This window comes from Thiobacillus sp. (assembly GCA_024235835.1).
Taxonomy (GTDB): Bacteria; Pseudomonadota; Gammaproteobacteria; order Burkholderiales; family Thiobacillaceae; genus PFJX01.
In genome coordinates this window covers 825,800-843,928 of sequence record JACKLQ010000001.1, presented here as the reverse complement: position 1 = coordinate 843,928, position 18,129 = coordinate 825,800, and the positions used below count along the sequence as shown (strand labels likewise).

General features: G+C 61.2%; 14 protein-coding genes. 6 read left to right on the top strand and 8 right to left on the bottom strand.

Translation table 11 applies throughout. The features are described from left to right. Positions 1 to 8 precede the first annotated feature (8 nt). The 8 genes from H6935_04075 to H6935_04040 form a co-directional block, all read right to left on the bottom strand. Positions 9 to 1,745 carry an ATP-dependent helicase gene (locus H6935_04075; GenBank protein ID MCP5277523.1) on the bottom strand — a complete coding sequence of 579 codons (1,737 nt, stop codon included), beginning with the start codon at positions 1,743 to 1,745 and terminating at the stop codon, positions 9 to 11. Then, a complete protein-coding gene (locus H6935_04070) occupies positions 1,738 to 3,771 on the bottom strand; it encodes an ATP-dependent endonuclease (GenBank protein MCP5277522.1) in 2,034 nt (677 codons plus the stop codon). The genes H6935_04075 and H6935_04070 overlap by 8 nt, the downstream gene beginning before the upstream one ends. Then, complete coding sequence (locus H6935_04065; protein MCP5277521.1) at positions 3,768 to 5,045, bottom strand: restriction endonuclease subunit S; 1,278 nt, start codon at positions 5,043 to 5,045, stop codon at positions 3,768 to 3,770. The genes H6935_04070 and H6935_04065 overlap by 4 nt, the downstream gene beginning before the upstream one ends. Then, positions 5,042 to 6,106 carry a virulence RhuM family protein gene (locus tag H6935_04060; GenBank protein ID MCP5277520.1) on the bottom strand — a complete coding sequence of 355 codons (1,065 nt, stop codon included), beginning with the start codon at positions 6,104 to 6,106 and terminating at the stop codon, positions 5,042 to 5,044. Before H6935_04060 ends, H6935_04065 begins: the two co-directional genes overlap by 4 nt. Then, positions 6,103 to 6,945, bottom strand: a complete 843-nt coding sequence (locus H6935_04055; protein MCP5277519.1) for a KilA-N domain-containing protein — start codon at positions 6,943 to 6,945, stop codon at positions 6,103 to 6,105. The genes H6935_04060 and H6935_04055 overlap by 4 nt, the downstream gene beginning before the upstream one ends. Then, on the bottom strand, positions 6,942 to 8,504 hold the full coding sequence (locus tag H6935_04050; GenBank protein MCP5277518.1) for an SAM-dependent DNA methyltransferase: 1,563 nt from the start codon (positions 8,502 to 8,504) through the stop codon (positions 6,942 to 6,944). Before H6935_04050 ends, H6935_04055 begins: the two co-directional genes overlap by 4 nt. Positions 8,505 to 8,819: 315 nt before the next feature. Then, positions 8,820 to 9,584: a competence/damage-inducible protein A gene (locus H6935_04045; GenBank protein MCP5277517.1), complete on the bottom strand. Its 765-nt coding sequence runs from the start codon at positions 9,582 to 9,584 to the stop codon at positions 8,820 to 8,822. 27 nt (positions 9,585 to 9,611) lie between these two features. Continuing rightward, positions 9,612 to 10,925, bottom strand: coding sequence for an MFS transporter (locus H6935_04040; GenBank protein MCP5277516.1), 1,314 nt, complete (start codon positions 10,923 to 10,925; stop codon positions 9,612 to 9,614). A gap of 57 nt (positions 10,926 to 10,982) precedes the next feature. Between H6935_04040 and H6935_04035 the strand changes: the two genes are divergently transcribed. From H6935_04035 to H6935_04010, 6 genes are all read left to right on the top strand, one after another. After that, positions 10,983 to 12,014 carry a serine/threonine protein kinase gene (locus H6935_04035; GenBank protein ID MCP5277515.1) on the top strand — a complete coding sequence of 344 codons (1,032 nt, stop codon included), beginning with the start codon at positions 10,983 to 10,985 and terminating at the stop codon, positions 12,012 to 12,014. Positions 12,015 to 12,186: 172 nt separating this feature from the next. Continuing rightward, positions 12,187 to 12,903: an ABC transporter ATP-binding protein gene (locus H6935_04030; GenBank protein ID MCP5277514.1), complete on the top strand. Its 717-nt coding sequence runs from the start codon at positions 12,187 to 12,189 to the stop codon at positions 12,901 to 12,903. 17 nt (positions 12,904 to 12,920) lie between these two features. Next, complete coding sequence (locus H6935_04025) at positions 12,921 to 15,287, top strand: ABC transporter permease (protein MCP5277513.1); 2,367 nt, start codon at positions 12,921 to 12,923, stop codon at positions 15,285 to 15,287. A 6-nt stretch (positions 15,288 to 15,293) separates the two neighbouring features. Continuing rightward, entirely contained in the window at positions 15,294 to 16,505 is a 1,212-nt protein-coding gene (locus H6935_04020; protein MCP5277512.1) for an efflux RND transporter periplasmic adaptor subunit, read from the top strand. Between the two features lie 152 nt (positions 16,506 to 16,657). Next, positions 16,658 to 17,155: a dihydrofolate reductase gene (locus tag H6935_04015; protein MCP5277511.1), complete on the top strand. Its 498-nt coding sequence runs from the start codon at positions 16,658 to 16,660 to the stop codon at positions 17,153 to 17,155. A gap of 105 nt (positions 17,156 to 17,260) precedes the next feature. Next, the gene (locus tag H6935_04010) at positions 17,261 to 18,106 is read left to right on the top strand and encodes an HDOD domain-containing protein (GenBank protein MCP5277510.1); all 846 of its coding nucleotides are present in this window, start codon (positions 17,261 to 17,263) and stop codon (positions 18,104 to 18,106) included. Positions 18,107 to 18,129 lie beyond the last annotated feature (23 nt).

The window sequence follows — 18,129 nt, the reverse complement described above, 5'->3', positions numbered from 1 at the left end:
CTCCCTGATCACTCTGGGTTAAAAGGGGAAATGTTCTCTGCCCCAAACCACGCCTCAAGCGTGCCTAGAGCCGCCTGCGAAAGCTCTTGAGTGAAAAGCAAGGCGAGGTTCTTCTTTGGCCGAGAGCAAGCGACGTAAAAGAGATTTCTGTTCCGAACATAACTATCTTCTTTGTTGCCTGGGAAACGATTGGGAAACCACTCAAGTAATTGAGACCAGTTGTATTGATTCCAGCCTCGCCCAAGAACTACTAAAACATTTTCGAATTCCGCACCTTTTACGCCGTGCTTCGTCGAGAATGGCGTGTGATCATTAATGAACGCGGCCAAGGCGATCAGCTCCGAATATGGGAGCATTCGAATCCTTTCGATTTGCAGGAGCGTTCGTGAAGCGTCGATCTCTTCGCGCGAAGAGTCTTTCAGTCGCCGCTCTGTCCGGATTACTGCGTCGGGAAGCCGTGGTTTGCGAGTTTCCTTTAATAGATCAATGACATCTCCGATCGTCCCGTTCCCTCGAAGCTCAACTAATCGTTGCATGTCTCTAGTCCATTCGCGCTTATCCGCGAGGTTCGAGGGGTTGCCTGCATTTCGACCAATTACTGAAAACATCTCTCCAAACTTTCCAGTTGAGAAAGCTGCACATGCCGGCTCTACCGTGTCCACCAAAAAAGCGATGTGGGGATCCTCCTTCTTGAGAAGCGAATCACTGTATTCAAATGCCCCAAGAAGTTGGCTGTAGTTCTGCTCTGCTGCGAGGACGTTATGCGTAAGCATCAGGATTTTGGTCTTTTGCGGCGAGAAGTCCCAACCCGCATTGGATAAATTCTCACGAAGCCGCGACAGATATCTGTGTGCCATATCAGCGGGCAGATCACCACCCCAATGCCCACCGGTTTGGCGTTGCCCCGTAAATCCATTGGTATGAAACACTTTGGCTGACCCAGCAGCATGAGGATCACTGATCTGCTGAGGAAGCTCCGGGCGGATACGGTTTAGGACATTTACAACGGCAGAGACAGACCGGAAATTCGCCTCTTTACCAATCGGCTTCAGGTTTACGTGCTCGATAAGCCCCGCACCAGTTCGATAGATTTTCTGCCAACTATCCCCGAAAAGCCCGATGAGTGGCCCGTCCCCAGTTTGAACAAAATTCCGAACAAGACTATTTGCAAAATCGGAATCTGTATCTTGGTATTCATCGATAAATAGCACCGGAAACCGCGCAGCGATAATTCTGCGGAACTTAGGGCTCTCCATCATGGCCACCATGATCTTCAAGACATCGTCATGATGCAGAAGTATTTCCGTGTCTGTCACGCGACGGTGCCCTAAATCGTAACCGACTCGCCTCGTTCCGATTTCGCCGACTTCGTTAATCTTTTCGGCCAACTGCGGAATGTTCATGACCTCCGAGCGAAGTACACCTTGAAAACTTTTACATAGATCCCAACAGAACGAATGGATGGTCGAAGCTTGGACGGCAGGATGGCCGTCTGTCCGTTTCGTCACTTCGTCAGTCGCAACGTTGGTATATGTGATGCAAGCAACCCTTTGATGACCACGCAACAATTGAGCCCCATGCTCCTCAATAATCAGCTGAAGTGCTTTGACAAGAGAATAGGTCTTACCTGCACCAGCTCCCGCTTCTAGTCGGAAGCTTTTCCTCTCCCGAATACAACGGAACACCTCGTCAAGGGCGCGTTGTGCTGCAACCTCGGCTGGGTTTGCTGCCAAGACTTCAGGCATTGGCACCATCCTCGGCAGGAAGTTCGAATGCGGCAGGCGCTAGAGCAGCATTGTCAATCTGTCCTAGCCAACGCAACCCTTGGTCGATATAGCGTGGAATTGACCATTCCGTGTCGTTGATTGCAAACCGTAGCGCAAACTCACTCTTTTTGATGTCTTGCGCTAAATCCCACGCTTGGCTCTCCTTCTCTATCGTATTCGGACCAGCAAGACCAAATTTGTTCGGATTCGCCAAAATGAATGCATCTTCAAAGCTTCGCCCGCATGCGTCTCCATCAGTGTGGGGGATTTGATATGCAATACGCCGACAGCCTATTGATTTCTCCACGTCAGTTTTTGCCAGTAGCGACTCTAGGGTAGGGCTATTACCGCCAACCGGGGCAAACCACCTGTTCACTGACGCATTACTAGAGTGAGTTCCTCCAGATACCTTGCACTTCTTCCTATTATCTGCGGCATCAATGGAATCCAAGTCCGTGATAATCAGCGTTCGGAGATCAAGAAAATCGACAAGGTTGTAGAACAGATGGGCATAAGCTCCACCCACCTCCATAATGGAAAGGTATTTCCCCCCAATGTTGCTACCGTGCTGTTCGTCGAACTTCTCAATCGCCGCTGGGAGAATGAGTCGTTCTGTCGTGCCCTCGACCAAGATGGCGCCGTCGGCAAATAAGAGGTCGCACCGTGTCAAAGTCATATACTGGTGAAGGAACACACGGTTCTCTGGCTCTTCTCCACCCAGCCCGGTGCGAAGGTCTTTCGATTGTGTTCTCAAAATCGAGGACCCAGGCTCCCGAGGCCTCGCCAAGAAATACCGCATCGCGTCAAACGACGCCTCATTGGCGATGTGCGACGAATGAGTCGTTACAATGAATTGCACCGGCCAAGCGTTACCTCCGTTGTACGTAGCCTCAAACATCACGCGTATGCGATTGAGCTGACGGATGAAAACAGATTGCATTTGCGGATGCAGGTGCGCTTCGGGCTCCTCAATAAAGATGAGATGAACTCCTGATTCTGGCTGCCTAGTCGTGAATTCTCGAAAAAGCTCAAACAGCTTGAGCAAAATGAAAATCAGGTTTCTGGATCCGAGGCCGTTGTAGGACTCCGGTAGGTTAATTCCTTCAGGGTCGGGCCCCGAGTAAGTCACCGTTGTATGATTAGAAAGTAACTGCTGAACATCGAGCTGTGTCTCTGTTCGAAGTTGAGGATCCGAAAGGCCCGGGTAGCCGAAAAGCGCAAACGTTGGTGCTAAAGCTCCCAATTGATCGTTAAAGTCGGTGTCGATCTGGGTCTGAATACCTTCAACCGCATTTTTTAGAGTTTCGGCTATCGCTTGATCACCTGGTCCGGCCCCAACCGCAGAAGCAGACGTAAACAAGCGTTCAAACACCTTCCCTAATACAGCCTTTTCTTTGTTGGTTGCATCGTCCAACGCTCGCTGTGCATTGATGAATCCGAATTGAAGTACTGCCCGCAAATTAGCGCTTTCTAGAATCTTTGTGTTTGTGGGGTCGTTGGGGTCCTTCGCTTCAATCTGGGCCTCGAATAGTTTAGGGACACGGTCTCGTAGCGCCCGAAATAACCCACGCCGATCGTCACCAAGGTCTGCGAACAGATCACCAATTTTCCCCGCACCAACTGCGTAAGTGACAACGATCTTTGCGGTCGTGCAAGCTTCGTTGAGATCGACGATAAAGTCGGAGAGTGTGCCGAGGTCCTCGTCAGCCGAGTATTCAATTCTCAGGGCAATCGAAATAGTGGGCAGTCTTTCCCGAATCACGTTCTCTTCTACGTCATTTCTGAAAAGCTCAAACGCTTTCCAAAACCTGTCGTGCGTTCCTAGTGAAAAATCTTCGAGTCGAAATCTTGGGGAGTTCTCAGCCAGCAGACGGCGGAACAGCTCCGTTAGAGAAGTCTTGCCACTGTTATTTCGTCCCACAATCAGTGTGGTGTCGTTCTCGAGGCATAGAGAAACGTCCTCGAGTAGCCGAAAGTTCTGAATGGTGATGTCTCTGATTTTCATGTGATGGCAACTTTATGAACTCGGGTCTTCGCGGTCATTAGTTCGTGAAGAAGGGTGCGGAAGATGTCTTGGAGTTGCTTTCGCTTCTCATCGTGAAGCTCCTTTTTCCGTTCGAGGTTCTGAATCGCTGAAGCAATCTCTTCCTGTTCCGCTAAATCGGGAAGTGGGATTTTGAATGCAGCCACCTCGTGGCCCATCAAGGTGCACGTACCGTGACCCGAGCGCCCGACCTTCTTGAAGAGGTTTTCCCGCAGTGCCTCCAAGGCGTAGAGAAGAAAGCCTGACCGAAGCTTGGGCCCGGGGACGATGGCCTTCATGTCTTGATTGATGGCCATGGGGACTTCTGCGAGCGCGACTGGAACAGTCTTTGCCAGGATCATTCCTCGCACAACGACAAAAACCGAACCAGCGGGGGCAAGCTTGCTTCCGCTTTCGAGCGCCTCTTGTGAAATGTGGTCTTCAACGTCAGCGAGTCGTGGGCGCTTCATATCCTTTGGGGATACCCAAGGAATCGTTCCCTCCCAGAACTCTGGATTCTTCTTCGAAGGCGTTCCGCCACTCTGGAAGCGGCAGACATCGGAAAGCGGCACCACCTCCCAGCTTTCGGGGACGGGGCCGATTTCGGTTTGTTTTTGGGGTTCGTTGCGGAGGCTTTCGGTGAAGAGTTTGTGCATGAGGGCCTTTTTCAGCTCGGTGGTGGTCTGAATGATCCGCTCTTGCGCTTCGATCGACCGCTGCACCGTCGAAAGGATGTGCGCGATCTTCTTCTGCTCGGGGAGTGGCGGAAGCGCCATGGGCAACTCCGCCAGCTTTGACTGCGAAAGGTTCGGGATCGTCGTGACGTTGCCACGGCCAAAGTAAAGATTGGCCACGTCGAAGGCATACCAAAGCCAATACACGCCAAATTGCGGATGAGCCTTGTCGCCCTTCGCACGGAGGCGATGGAGATGGTTCTGGTATAGGCAGCCATCGACCTCATTGTTCCAAAGTGCTGTTCTTCCAATTGAGCCGCCTTCGCAGACAAGCAGATCGTTTGCCTGAAGTTCGAGACGTGTCTGCTCGGCCTCGCTGAAATGCATTTCATCGAGATCATTCAGTTCGAGGCGATTCCAGAAGACGTTTTTGGTTCGGAGAAAGGGGCGCTGGTGTTCGCCACCGCGGTTCTTTTTCGAGACCTGCTTTCCTTGCTGAATGTCGAACGCCGAATCAACGCGGCCAATCGACCAGGCGGCCGGAAGCTCGCCAATTTCGGTTTGCTGGAGTTCGGCGCTCATTCCGCACCCCCTTCTTCGTTCCCGCGTTCCACATCATTCCTTGCGATCCGCATGACTTCGGCATCGAAGTCCGAGACAAACAAGCGATCCTGGACGATGCGGTATTTCTCGAACTCGGATTCGGCGTGGGCCTTGGCGATTTCGGCGGTGACTTTGCCGGCGTCCTGCAGGATTTCCCGGTCGGTGGCTGCGATGAAGCGGTTGAGGCGTGTTTCCCAGTCCTGCATGGTCATGGGGATGTGCCGCTGGGCCATGTCTTCGGCGACATCGAGGTAGGCGTTGACGAGGCGGGAGAGCTGCGCCATCTCCGGTTCGGTCAGGTAGTTTTTGGCGACGCTGACATCGAACTTCTGGATCTTTCCATGGGGCGCGTCTTTCCATGTGGTCAGGCCCATGTGCTGTTTCCCGGCATCGGCCCGGTCCACGATGACTTCGGCGGCGGTACGGCCGTGGATGGCCCAGTGGAGCTTGTTCTGCACGGTGGCGAAGAAGCGCTGGGTGGCGGTGGCGCTGCGGTCGTAGTCGATGGCGGTGGCGTAGATGTCGGTGATCTTCTGGTAGAACTTGCGCTCGCTGAGGCGGATTTCGCGGACGCGCTGGAGCTGTTCTTCGAAGTACTGTTTGGTCAGGACGGTGCCGCCCGCCTTGAGGCGTTCGTCGTCCATCGCGAAGCCCTTGATGGTGTATTCCTTGACCACGGTGGTGGCCCATTTGCGGAATTGGACGGCCCGCTCGGAGTTGACCTTGTAGCCGACGGCGATGATGGCGGAGAGGTTGTAGTGGCCGGTGTCGTAGTTTTTGCCATCGGCGGCAGTTATCCGAAATTTTCGGATAACTGATTCTTCCGCCAACTCACTGTCTTTGAATACTTTCCGCAGGTGGTAGTTGATCGTGCGGACGTCAACGTCATAGAGAACCGCCATCATTTTCTGGCTGAGCCAGACGTCTTCATCCGCGTAGATCGCCTCGACGCCGCCTTCGCCCTTGGCGGTGATGAAGGTGAGGTATTCCGCCGCGGAGGAGCGCGTGATGGACGTCCCCTTGGGGCCGAGGCCGCTCATGGGGAGCCACCTTCCAACTGCTTTGCCGTCCGTGCGGCAAGCGTCTGCATCTGGCGAATGGCGATGGCGTTGAGGCGTTTCAGGCGCTCGCCTTGGGGGAGTTCCATGTGGATGAACTCGGCGTTCATGTTCTCGATATTGGCGAGGACGAGGAGTTGTTCCAGGGTGGCGTGGTCGCGCATGTTGCCTTCCTTGTCGGGGTTGGCATCGCGCCATTCGCGGGCGGTCTGGCCGAAGAGGGCGACATTGAGCAGGTCGGCTTCGTTGGCGTAGGTGATGGAGGCTTGCTTGGGGGTCACTTCCGCCGGGATGAGGTGCGCCTGAATGGCGTCGGTGTGGAGGCGGTAGTTGATTTTGGCGAGAGTGCGGTTGAGGTTCCAGGCGAGGGAGAGACGGCGGTTCTCGTCTTCCTTGAGCCGCTGGAATTCCTTGATGAGGTAGAGCTTGAATTCGACCGATATCCAGGAGGCGAACTCAAAGGCGATGTCCCGATGGGCGAAAGTGCCGCCGTAGCGACCAGATTTGGAAACGATGCCTACGGCTGAGGTGGTCTCGATCCATTGGCGCGGGGTCAGCACAAAGCTGTTGAGACCCGCCCGATTTCTAAACCCCTCGAATTCGAGGGGTTTGAAATTCGCGTTATTCAGGCTCTCCCACACGCCAAGGAATTCCACGGTGTTCCGGTTTCTCATCCAATTTTGGATGACGTGATCGGCGCGTGTCGGTTCTCTGTGCTTCGCAATGTCCGTGAGCGAAATGTAGTCATCGTCCTGACTACGGGTCACCGTGATCTCGCTGCCACGGACGATGATCGTGGCGTTGGTGGTTTTCTTCTTCATGAACTGACCCCCAGTTGTTTCAGGATGCCCCGCAAGGCCTTGTCCGTCTCCCGCGCCTCGGCCTCGATGACCTCCAGTTCCTCGACGATTTCCGCGATGGGCCGGTAGGTTTCGGCGTCCGATGTGTGGATGTAGCGGCTGGGGGAGATGTTGTAGTCGTTTTTCTTCAGCTCGGCGTGGTCGACGATGCGGCTGAGTTTTTCCGCTTCGGTCCAGCCGATGAGGGTGTCGGCGATGCGCTGGATGCCGGCTTCGGGGATGAAGTTCTTGGGGTCGCCCTTTTCGAAGACCTGGGAGGCATTGACGAGGAAGACCTTGCCCTTGCGCTCCGGCGCCTTGGCCTTGTTCAGGAACAGTACGATGCCGGGGGCGGTGGTGTTGTAGAAGAGGTTTTCGGGCAGGTAGAGGACGCTCTCGATGAGGTCGTGGTCGACGAACCACTGGCGGACGATTTTTTCCTTGTTGGTGCCGGCATTGCCCGATCCGCGCGAGGCGGCGCCGGTGTCGAGGACGACGGCGGCGCGGCCGGTGGCGTTCATGCTGGCGTGGATGTGCTGCACCCAGCCCCAGTCGGCGGAGGATTTGCCGGGAAAGCCGGCCCCGGCGGGGAAGCGGTCGAGTTCGTCGTTGTCGTAGTCGGCCTCGGTGAACCAGTCCTGGTTCCACATGGGATTGGCGACGACGCGGTCGAAGGTGCGCAGCCTGCCTTTGCTGCGGAATTTGGGGTTCTTGAAGGTGTCGCCGATCTCGATCTGGCCTTCCATGTCATGGATGATCATGTTCATGTTGGCCATGGCCCAGGTTTCGGGGGTGAATTCCTGGCCGAACAGTTTTAGCGGGGCGACGGTGCGTTTCTTGCCCTGAGCGGCTTCCTCCATGGCGATCTCGCATTTCACGAGCAGGCCGCCGGAGCCGCAGGTGGGGTCGTAGATTTCCATGCCGGGCTCGGGCTGGAGCACGCGGGACATGATGGTGCCGACCTCGGGCGGGGTGTAGAACTCGCCGGCGCTCTGGCCGCTGCCCTCGGCGAACTTGCGGATGAGGTATTCGTAGCTCTTGCCGATGATGTCGGCCTCGACGTCGTCGAGCCCGAGGCGCTTGGTGCTGATGGCCTCGATGAGGTTGGAGAGGCGGTCATCGTCCAGGTCGCGCTGGCCGTGGGTGGTGGCGTTGAAATCGACGCGGTCGATGATGCCTTGTAGCAGTGGGTTTGCCCGGGCGATGGCGCGCATGTGGGTGGTGACGCCTTCGCCGATCCAGTCGGAGAGCTTGCGGATGACGGACCAGACCGGCTGCTCGGGATCGTCCGGCACGAGGGGGAGGTAGAACCGGACCAGCTTGTGGTCGGCCCTGGCGAGTTGGAAGGCCTTCTGGCGCGAACCGACTTCCTGGGCGATGCGGTTCAGCTCATCGTCGAACACGTCGCACAGGCGCTTGGTGAAGATGAGGGGGAGGATGTAGTCCTTGTATTTCGGCGCGTCCTTGGCGCCACGGATGGAACAGGCCGCATCCCAGATCCAGGATTCGAGGGATTTGTCCTTACCGTTATTGCTTGCCATCAGCCCTTAGCCCTGTTTTGTCTGTTGATCTTTTTTTGGAAAGTGTGAGAACGGAGCACCCCGCGAATTCCCAACTGAAAGGTCACTCTGAAGTACAGCTTTAAGCTGGTTTGCGGACTATATCAAAGCAAGCAGCCTTAACCCTGCTATGGCCGAGAATTGGCCGGTGAGCGGCTGGCTGGAACGGCGGGTGTTCATCAGATGCTGCCTAATTGAAGACCAATAAGCTGCCGTTCAGGGGTGCCCCCTTGCCGGACAAGTTCATGTTCTCACTGGCAACAAACCAGACAAACATCTGCGCGTGGTTATACGGCATCAAACAAGTCCTTCGATCTTGCCGCCCAGTTTCGACGTGCCATGGCGCAGAAACTCGAAGGCCGCCTCCACATGCTCAGGCGGGCCCTTAACCCCCAGTTCGATCTCGTAAATCCTGGGGTTGAGCCGGGGCAGGCTGAAGACCTTGATGCCGGGCCAGCGCTGTTCCACCTCCTCCATCAGCGGCGTCAGGGTGGCCTCGGCCAGTCCATACACCATCATGGCCTGTTCCGCCATGGGGTGTTGGTGGAACAGATGGGCGTAGTGGGTGTCCAGGGCCCATTCGATCATGGGCCAGGCCATGTCCGGGAAGCCGGGCACGAACCAGTGGCGCCTGATGGAAAAACCGGGGATGCGGTTGACCGGGTTGGGGATGATGTCTGCGCCGATGGGGAACTCCCCCATGCGCAGGCGGCCGGGGGTGACCTCCTGGCCCACTTCCAGGGTGCGTTCCGTGATCAGGTGCAGGGCCTCCGGGTGGGGCTCCAGGGGCAGGCCCAGGGCCTGGGCGGCGGCCTGGCGGGTGTGGTCGTCCGGGGTGGCGCCGATGCCGCCGCAGCTGAACACCACGTCATGGCTGGCGAAGGTGCGGCTGAGGGTTTCCGTCAGCCGCGCCCGGTCGTCCCCCAGGTAGGCGACCCAGGAAAGGCCCAGGCCCCGGGCCGCCAGGATGTCGCGCACGGCGGCGAAGTGCTTGTCCGTCCGCTTTCCGGAGAGAATCTCGTCGCCGATGATGATGAGTCCGAATGCCGTGGTCGTCTCCATGGGTCTGCCTCCTGATCGTTGGGCGCCTCAGCGGGATGCTGCCAGGGTCTGGTTACGGCAATGGGTTTCACGAAGCGTCCACGCGCCTCCAACAGCCAGGGCGGCGAAGCCGGCGGACACCAGCAGGCCGTTGCGATAGCCTTCCCACGGGTAACGCCGCACGCCCTCTGTCAGGATACCGTCCCAGGCCAGGTCCGCCACCCAGCCGAACAGGGGCTGCATGATGGCCGCCCCCAGGAACAGGCCCGTGTTCACCAGGGCGATGGCCATGCCCGCGTTGGCGGGAGGTGCCCATTCCTTGGCGGCGGCGTAGGTGACCACGAAGCCCCCGGCGGCCAGGCCCAGCACCGCGTACAGGATGAAGCCGGAGAGACCCGCCCCCCAGGGCAGCAAGGCCATGGCCAGCCAGCTCAGGCAGGAAAGCAGGGCGGCCCCCAGGATCACCGGCCTGCGCCGGGCCAGGTGGTCCGAAAGTCCGCCCGCGAAGAAGGCCCCCACGGCGAAACCCGCCAGGGCGAGGGTGGTGTAGAGGGAGGCCTGGCCCCGGTCGAGGCCGTGCACGTCGCGCAGGAGCGGCACGCCCCAAAGCCCTGCGAAGGACAGGAAGCTGCCCGTGACGCCGAAATCCACCCAGAAGCCGGGCCATACACGCCTGTTGGCCAGGATGGCCTTCAGGTCCGGCCACCAGTGGCGCTGGCTGGGCGAGTGCTCCGGCTCTCCCGCCTGGGCTCGCACCGAGGGGAAGCCGGATTCCTCCGGCCGGTTGCGCACCCAAAGGAAGGTGAGGAGGGCGAGGGCGATGGAAAGGGCCCCCGCCGCCACGAACACGTTGCGCCAGGTAAACCACAGCAGCACCACCGCCAGGGGGCCGGCGGCCAGGATGGAGCCCACGTTGCCCAGGAACAGGGTGAGGCCGCTGACCAGGCCGTAGCGGCGCTCGCTGAACCAGACGGTGTTGGAGCGCATGAGGCCCACGAACACCACGGATACACCCAGGCCCACCAGGAAGCGGCCCGCGGAAGCCGTGGCGAAGTCCGGCGCCAGGCCGAAGAGGATGGAACCCATGCCCGCCACCAGGGAGCCCACGCCGGCGCTGACGCGGGGTCCCAGGGTGTCCGCCAGCACGCCGGAGGGCAACTGCATGGCGGTGTAGATGTAGAAGTACATGGCCGCCAGGGAGCCCAGTTCCGCTCCCGTGGTGTGGAAGGCGGCCATCAGGTCCGACGCCACCACGCCCGGCGCCATGCGATGGAAGAAGGCCATCATGTAGGACGCCACCAGGATGGCGAAGATGGTCCAGCGGGTGCGCTGGAAGCGGCGGTATTCGTCGGGTGGGAGCATGGGGCGGGCCTGGGGTGGATAAGGGATTCTAGACTGCCGGCGTTCTACAATGCCGCCATGACTACCGCTACAGATGAACTTCAGCCCGGCACTCACCCCTACAGCGCCCTGACCCCAGACGTGGTGCTGGACTCCCTGGAGGGCATCGGCCTGCGGGGCGACGGCCGCCTCATCGCCCTGAACAGCTACGAGAACCGGGTCTACCAGATATGGCTGGAGGAAGGCGAGGCTCACGGTCCCGTCGTGGTGGCCAAGTTCTACCGCCCCGGGCGCTGGTCCGATGCCGCCATCCTGGAGGAGCACGCCTACACCCGGGACCTGGCGGAGCGGGAGATTCCCGTGGTGGCGCCCCTGGCGGTGAACGACAGGACCCTGCACGCCCATGCGGGTTTCCGCTTTGCCCTGTTCCCCCGCCGGGGTGGTCGCACGCCGGAGTTCGACCACGGTGACATCCTGGAATGGATGGGGCGCTTTCTCGGCCGCATCCACGCGGTGGGGGCGCTGGTGCCTTACGCCCATCGTCCCGCCCTGGACATCGCCAGTTTCGGCGAGGATTCCCGGGACTACCTGCTGGCCCACGACTGGCTGCCGCCGGACCTGCGGGACGTGTGGCAGGGCGTTTCGCGGCAGGCCCTGGACGAGGCCCGGCGCTGCTACGACCGGGCCGGGCCGGTGGCCAGCCTGCGGCTCCACGGCGACTGCCACGCCGGCAACGTGCTGTGGACCGAGGGCACGCAACAGAGTGGTCCCCACTTCGTGGACTTTGACGACAGCCGCATGGGCCCGGCGGTGCAGGACCTGTGGATGCTGCTCTCCGGCGACCGGGCCGCCATGACCCGGCAACTGGCGGACGTGCTGGCGGGCTACGAGGACTTCATGGAGTTCGACACCCGGGAGCTGCATCTGGTGGAGGCCCTGCGTACCCTGCGCCTGCTGCACTACTCCGCCTGGATCGCCCGGCGCTGGGACGACCCGGCCTTTCCCGCCGCCTTTCCCTGGTTCAACACCCAGCGCTATTGGGAAGAGCGCATCCTCGAGTTGCGGGAACAGATCGCCCTGATGCAGGAGGCGCCGTTGTGGTCCAACTGATGGAAATGGGCTTCATAAAACCTATACCCCCTTTTCGCAAAGGGGGGCAGGGGGGATTTGACGTTGTGTCCCATGGTGATGCCGCGGAAATCCCCCTCCATCTCCCTTTACAAAAGGGGGAAGCACGTTCCATGACAGTTTCTGGCCAGCCAAGCCGGGCCTAAGCTGAAGCATGGCTGAACAACAAGACCGGGTCTTCCTGGCCCAGGGCCTCACAAAGGTCTACCGCATGGGTGAAGTGGAGGTGCAGGCCCTGCGGGGCATCGACCTGGAACTGCACGCGGGGGAACTGGTGGTGCTCCTGGGGCCCTCGGGCAGCGGCAAGTCCACCCTGCTGAACATCCTGGGCGGGCTGGATACGCCTTCCTCGGGTGAAGTGTTCTACCTGGACCGCAACCTCTCCGCCGCCAGCGAACACGAGCTCACCCTGTTCCGACGGGATCACGTGGGCTTCGTGTTCCAGTTCTACAACCTCATCCCCAGCCTCACCGCCAGGGAAAACGTGGCGGCGGTGACGGAGATCGCCAGGAGCCCCATGCGGCCGGAGGAGGCCCTGGCCCTGGTGGGCCTGGGCCAGCGCCTGGACCATTTTCCCGCCCAGCTCTCCGGCGGCGAGCAGCAGCGGGTGGCCATTGCCCGGGCCATCGCCAAGAACCCGGCGGTGCTGCTGTGCGACGAGCCCACGGGGGCCCTGGATTCCACCACCGGGGTCATCGTCCTGGAGGCCCTGGAAAAGGTGAACCGGGAACTGGGCACCCTGACCGTGCTCATCACCCACAACGCCGGCATCGCCGACATGGCGGACCGGGTGATCCGCCTCTCGGACGGCCACATCGTGGAAGAGCGTCGCAACACGGAGAAGAAGGCAGCCCAAGAATTGAGCTGGTGACGGGCTAGAGTTAGATCATGACGGCCCTGAACCTCAAGCTCCTGCGGGACCTCTGGCACATGCGGGGCCAGGCCCTGGCCATCGCCGCGGTCATCGCGGGCGGCCTGGCCACCATGGTCATGTCCCTGTCCACCTACGATTCCCTGCTCACCACCCGGGACCATTTTTACCGGGAATACCGTTTCGCCCAGGTGTTCACCAGCCTGATGCGGGCGCCTGAGGCGGTGGCCCAGCGCCTGGGGGAAATACCCGGCGTGGAGCGCCTGGACACCCGGGTGGTGGCGGTGGTGAAACTGGAGGTGGAAGGCTTCGGCGACCCGGTCACCGGGGTATTGTCTTCGGTGCCCGACGTGGGCAGGCCCCTGCTCAACACCCTGCACCTGAAGCGGGGCCGCTGGATAGGGCCCTACAGCGGCGACGAGGTCATCGTCAGCGACACCTTCGCCGACGCCCACGGCCTGCATCCCGGCGACCGCATCCACGCGGTCATCAACGGCAAGCGCAAGGCCCTCACCCTGGTGGGCGTGGCCTTGTCGCCGGAATACGTCTACCAGATCGCCCCCGGCGCCATGTTCCCGGACTTCAAGCGCTACGGCGTGCTGTGGATGGGGCGCAAGGCTCTGGAGGCGGCCTACGACATGGACGGTGCCTTCAACAGCGTGTCCCTCACTCTCACACCGTTTGGCAAGGAGCAGATGGCCATCGACCGCCTGGACACCCTGCTGGCCCCCTACGGCGGCATCGGCGCCTACGGCCGCAAGGATCAGTTCTCCAACCGCTTCCTGTCCGAGGAGCTGAAGCAGCTGCAGACCACGGCCACGGTGTTCCCCGCCATCTTCCTGGGGGTGGCGGCCTTCCTGCTGAACGTGGTGGTGACACGGCTCATCGCCACCCAGCGGGAGCAGATTGCCATCCTCAAGGCCTTCGGTTATCCCTACCTGTCCATCGGCTGGCATTACGTGAAGCTGGTCCTGGGCATCGCCCTGGTGGGGGTGGCCGGCGGCGTGGCCCTGGGGGTGTGGTTCGGCACCGGCCTGTCCAATGTGTACATGGACTTCTACCGCTTCCCCTACCTGGAATATGTGCTGGAGCCCCGGGTGATCCTCATTGCCCTGGCCGTCACCGGCCTTGCGGCCCTCTCGGGCACCCTGCTGTCCGTGAGCCGGGCCATGGGCCTGCCGCCGGCGGAGGGCATGCGCTCGGAGATTCCCGTGGCCTACCGCGCCACCCTCATCGAACGCCTGGGCCTGCAGCGCCTGTTCAACCAGCCTACCCGCATGATCCTGCGCCACATCGAGCGGCGGCCACTGAAGTCCCTGCTCACGGTTTTCGGCATCGCCTGCGCCGGCGGGCTCATGATGGTGGGCAACTACCAGCGGGGTGCCATCGACTTCATGGTGGACGTGCAGTTCCGCCAGGCGGCCCGGGAGGACCTGGCCGTCACCTTCGTCGAACCCACCAGCGGCAAGGCCCTGCACGAGCTGGCCCAATTGCCCGGCGTGCGCCACGTGGAGGGCTTCCGGGACGTGGCCGCCAACTTGCGCTTCGGCCATTACCACTATCGTTCCGCCATCTACGGCATCCAGCCTGACGGGACCTTGCATCGTTCCCTGGACCGCGATCTGCGGCCCATCGAGGTGCCTGCCGGCGGCGTGGTGCTCACCGACCACCTGGCCCAAAACATTCTGCATGTGAGGCCTGGCGACATGCTCACGGTGGAAGTGCTGGAAGGCCGGCGCCAGGTGCTCCAGGTCCCCGTCCTGGGCCTGACCAAGCAATACCTGGGCGTTTCCGCCTACATGCGCCAGGATTCCCTCAACGCCGCGCTGCGGGAGGGCAACGTGGTCACCGGCGCCTACCTTTCCCACGACCCCGGCGCGGAACAGATGCTCTACGACCGCCTCCATGGCCGGCCCCGGGTACTGGGCATCGTCGCCCACGCCTCCGCCATCAGAAGCTTCTACGCCACCCTGGGAGAATTCGTGCTGTTCTTCAACATGGTGGCCACCCTGCTGGCCGGCACCATCGCCTTCGGCGTGGTCTACAACAGCGCCCGCATCGCCCTTTCCGAGCGGGGCCGGGAACTGGCCAGCCTGAGGGTGCTGGGTTTCACCCATGGGGAGATCGCCTATATCCTGCTGGGGGAACTGGGGGCCCTGACCCTGGCCGCCATCCCCCTGGGCTTCCTGGTGGGGGCGGGGCTGTGCGGCATCCTGGTGGTGGTGTTCGAATCCGATCTGTACCGCCTCCCCCTGGTGCTGGAGCCTTACAATTTCGCGCTGGGGGCCACGGTGGTGCTGGTCTCGGCCCTGATATCGGGCCTCCTGGTGTGGCACCGCCTGGGCCGGCTGGATCTGGTGGGCGTGTTGAAGACGAGAGAATAAATAGCGATGTCAGTAACCAAATCCTGGCGTGGTCGCATCGGCTACCTGTTCCTGGCCCTGGTAGTGGCGGGGGGGCTCTTGTACGGGTTCATGCCCCGTCCCGTGGCGGTGGAGCTGATACCGGCCCGCACGGGCCACCTGGCCGTCAGCGTGGACGAGGAGGGCAAGACCCGGGTGCGGGAGCGATACGTGGTGGCCGCCCCCGTGGCCGGACAGGTCCGGCGCATCACGCTCAAGGTGGGCAACGCCGTGGCCGCCGGCCAGGTGGTGGCCCTCATCGACCCCGCGCCCTCCGCCAGCCTGGACCCCCGCACCCGGGCCCAGGCCCTGGCCCGGGTGGATGGGGCCCAGGCCGCCCTGAAGGTGGCCGGCGAGAATGTCCGCAGCGCCCAGGCAGAAGCTGTGCTGGCCCAGCAGGAGCTGTCCCGCACGGAATCCCTGGCAAAGGAAAAGTTCGTGTCCCAGGCGGCCGTGGACCAGGCCCGGGCAAGGCTGCAGGCCGGCCAGGCCACGCGCCAGGCGGCGGCGTATTCCGTGCAGGTGGCCCGCCATGAAGTGGAGGCCGCCCGCGCCGCGCTGATCCAGGCCACGTCCCTGGCCAGGGGCGGGCCGGCGGAGACCATCAAGGTCACCGCCCCCGTTGCAGGCCACGTGCTGGCCGTGCCCCACGAGAGCGAGGGCGTGGTGCAGCCCGGCCAGGCCCTGGTGGAAATCGGCAATCCCCAGACCCTGGAAGTGGTGGTGGAAGTGCTGTCCACCGCCGCCGTGAAGATCAAGGAAGGTGCCACCCTACTGCTTGACCGCTGGGGTGGCGAGCAGACCCTGGAGGGCCGGGTGCGGGTGGTGGAGCCCGCCGGCTTCACCAAGGTGTCCGCCCTGGGGGTGGAGGAACAGCGGGTAAGGGTCATCGCCGACATCACCACCGCGCCGGAGGTCTGGCAGTCCTTGGGCGACGGTTACCGGGTGGAGGCCAGCTTCATCCTCTGGCAGGGGGACGACCTGCTCCTGGTGCCCACCAGCGCCCTGTTCCGACATCAGGACGGCTGGGCCTTGTTCACGGCCCGGGCAGGCCGGGCCCATGTCACGCCGGTTAAGATCGGCCAGCGCAACGGTCTCGACGCCCAGGTGCTGGAAGGCCTTAAGGCCGGCGACCAGGTCATCGCCCACCCGGACGACAAGATCGCCGACGGCGTGCGAGTGAAGGCCCGGGGCCAATGATCACAGCGCATGCTTTCCATTTGCCCCCCTTTGGAAAGGGGGGCAGGGGGGCTTCCAGACGCCTGCCAGGGCCCGGACACTCGAATCCCCCTCAATCCCCCTTTTCCAAAGGGGGAGGACAATCAGTCAGTTGCTCCCGTAACCCATAAGACATGAGCCCATACAACAAGCCCACCCTCAACGTCATCGCCGCCATGGCAAAAAACCGCGTCATCGGCATCAACAACACCCTGCCCTGGCGTCTGCCCGAGGACCTGAAGCACTTCAAGGCCCTCACCATGGGCCATCACATCATCATGGGGCGCAAGACCTACGAATCCATCGGCAAGCCCCTGCCGGGCCGCACCACAGTCATCGTCACCCGGGATGCAAGCTACGGGATGGAAGGCTGTCTCACCGCCACCTCCATCGACGCCGCCATCGACGCCTGCGGCGACGACCCGGAAATCTTCTTCGTGGGCGGGGCTGAGATGTACGCCCAGGTGCTGCCCCGGGCGGATCGCCTTTACCTCACGGAAATCCAGGCCGAGTACGAAGGGGATGCCTGGTTCCCGGAGTTCGACCGTTCAGCCTGGCAGGAAGTGGATCGCCATGCCCACGTCAACGACGCTGGCCTGGGGTATCACTTCGTGATTTACCAACGGGGCTGACTTTTCAGGGTCATCCTGATCGATTATGTTGGCATCCAGCCTGGGCTGGCCTTCTGAAATGAAAGCCGGCCCGGTCAACCAACAATAAGAGGATCAGGGAGCACCATGAGCGATTCGCAACAACTCGATATTGATGACATGAACGAGGCGCTGGCCTCCATCGAGATTCCCGCCTGTCCGGCCGTGCTGACCCGCGTGATGGCGGAAGCCCAGAAGGACGACCCCGATATCAACGCCCTGTCCCATATCATTGCCTCGGACGTGGGGATGTCGGCCTTTGCCATCAAGCTGGCGAATTCGGCCCTGTTCCGCGGCAGCGGCCCCGTGAACAGCGTGCCCAAGGCGGTGGCCCGGCTTGGCATACGCAATATCCTGTGTACCGTGGTGGCGGTTTCATTGCGGAGCAACGTGATTCCCGGCGTGCCGCCGGAGATGCTGGAACAATTCTGGGACCGGGCCGGAGCCCTGGCCCTGGCAGCCAGCCTGGCGGCACGCAAGGTGCATGGCGTGGCACCGGACCTGGCCTATACCTACGCGCTGTTCCACGACGCGGCCATCCCCATCCTGATGCGACGATTCCCCACCTATGCCAAGGTCATGGACTCGGGCAGCGAAGGGGACAGGGTGGCCATCGAAAACCAGCATTTCCAATGCAACCATGCCGTGGCGGGTGCCATGCTGGCGCGCAACTGGGGCCTGTCCGATGTGATTGCCCGGGCGATCAGATTCCATCATGACCGAGAGATCTATGTCCCCGGCCAGAACTTCCTGCCCGGCGAGGCGATGGCCCTCGTGGCCATCGTTCACGTGGCGGAATACCTCATGGCGGAACAGGGTTCGGAAGGCTACGAAGGGATGGTCGAACAATACGAAGCTGCCGCCGCCTATCTGGGCCTGGACGAGGACGACATCCAGGACATCCGCGAGGCCATCGGCGCTTCCTTGCAATGAAGGCTGACCCGGCCAGGGGGTGG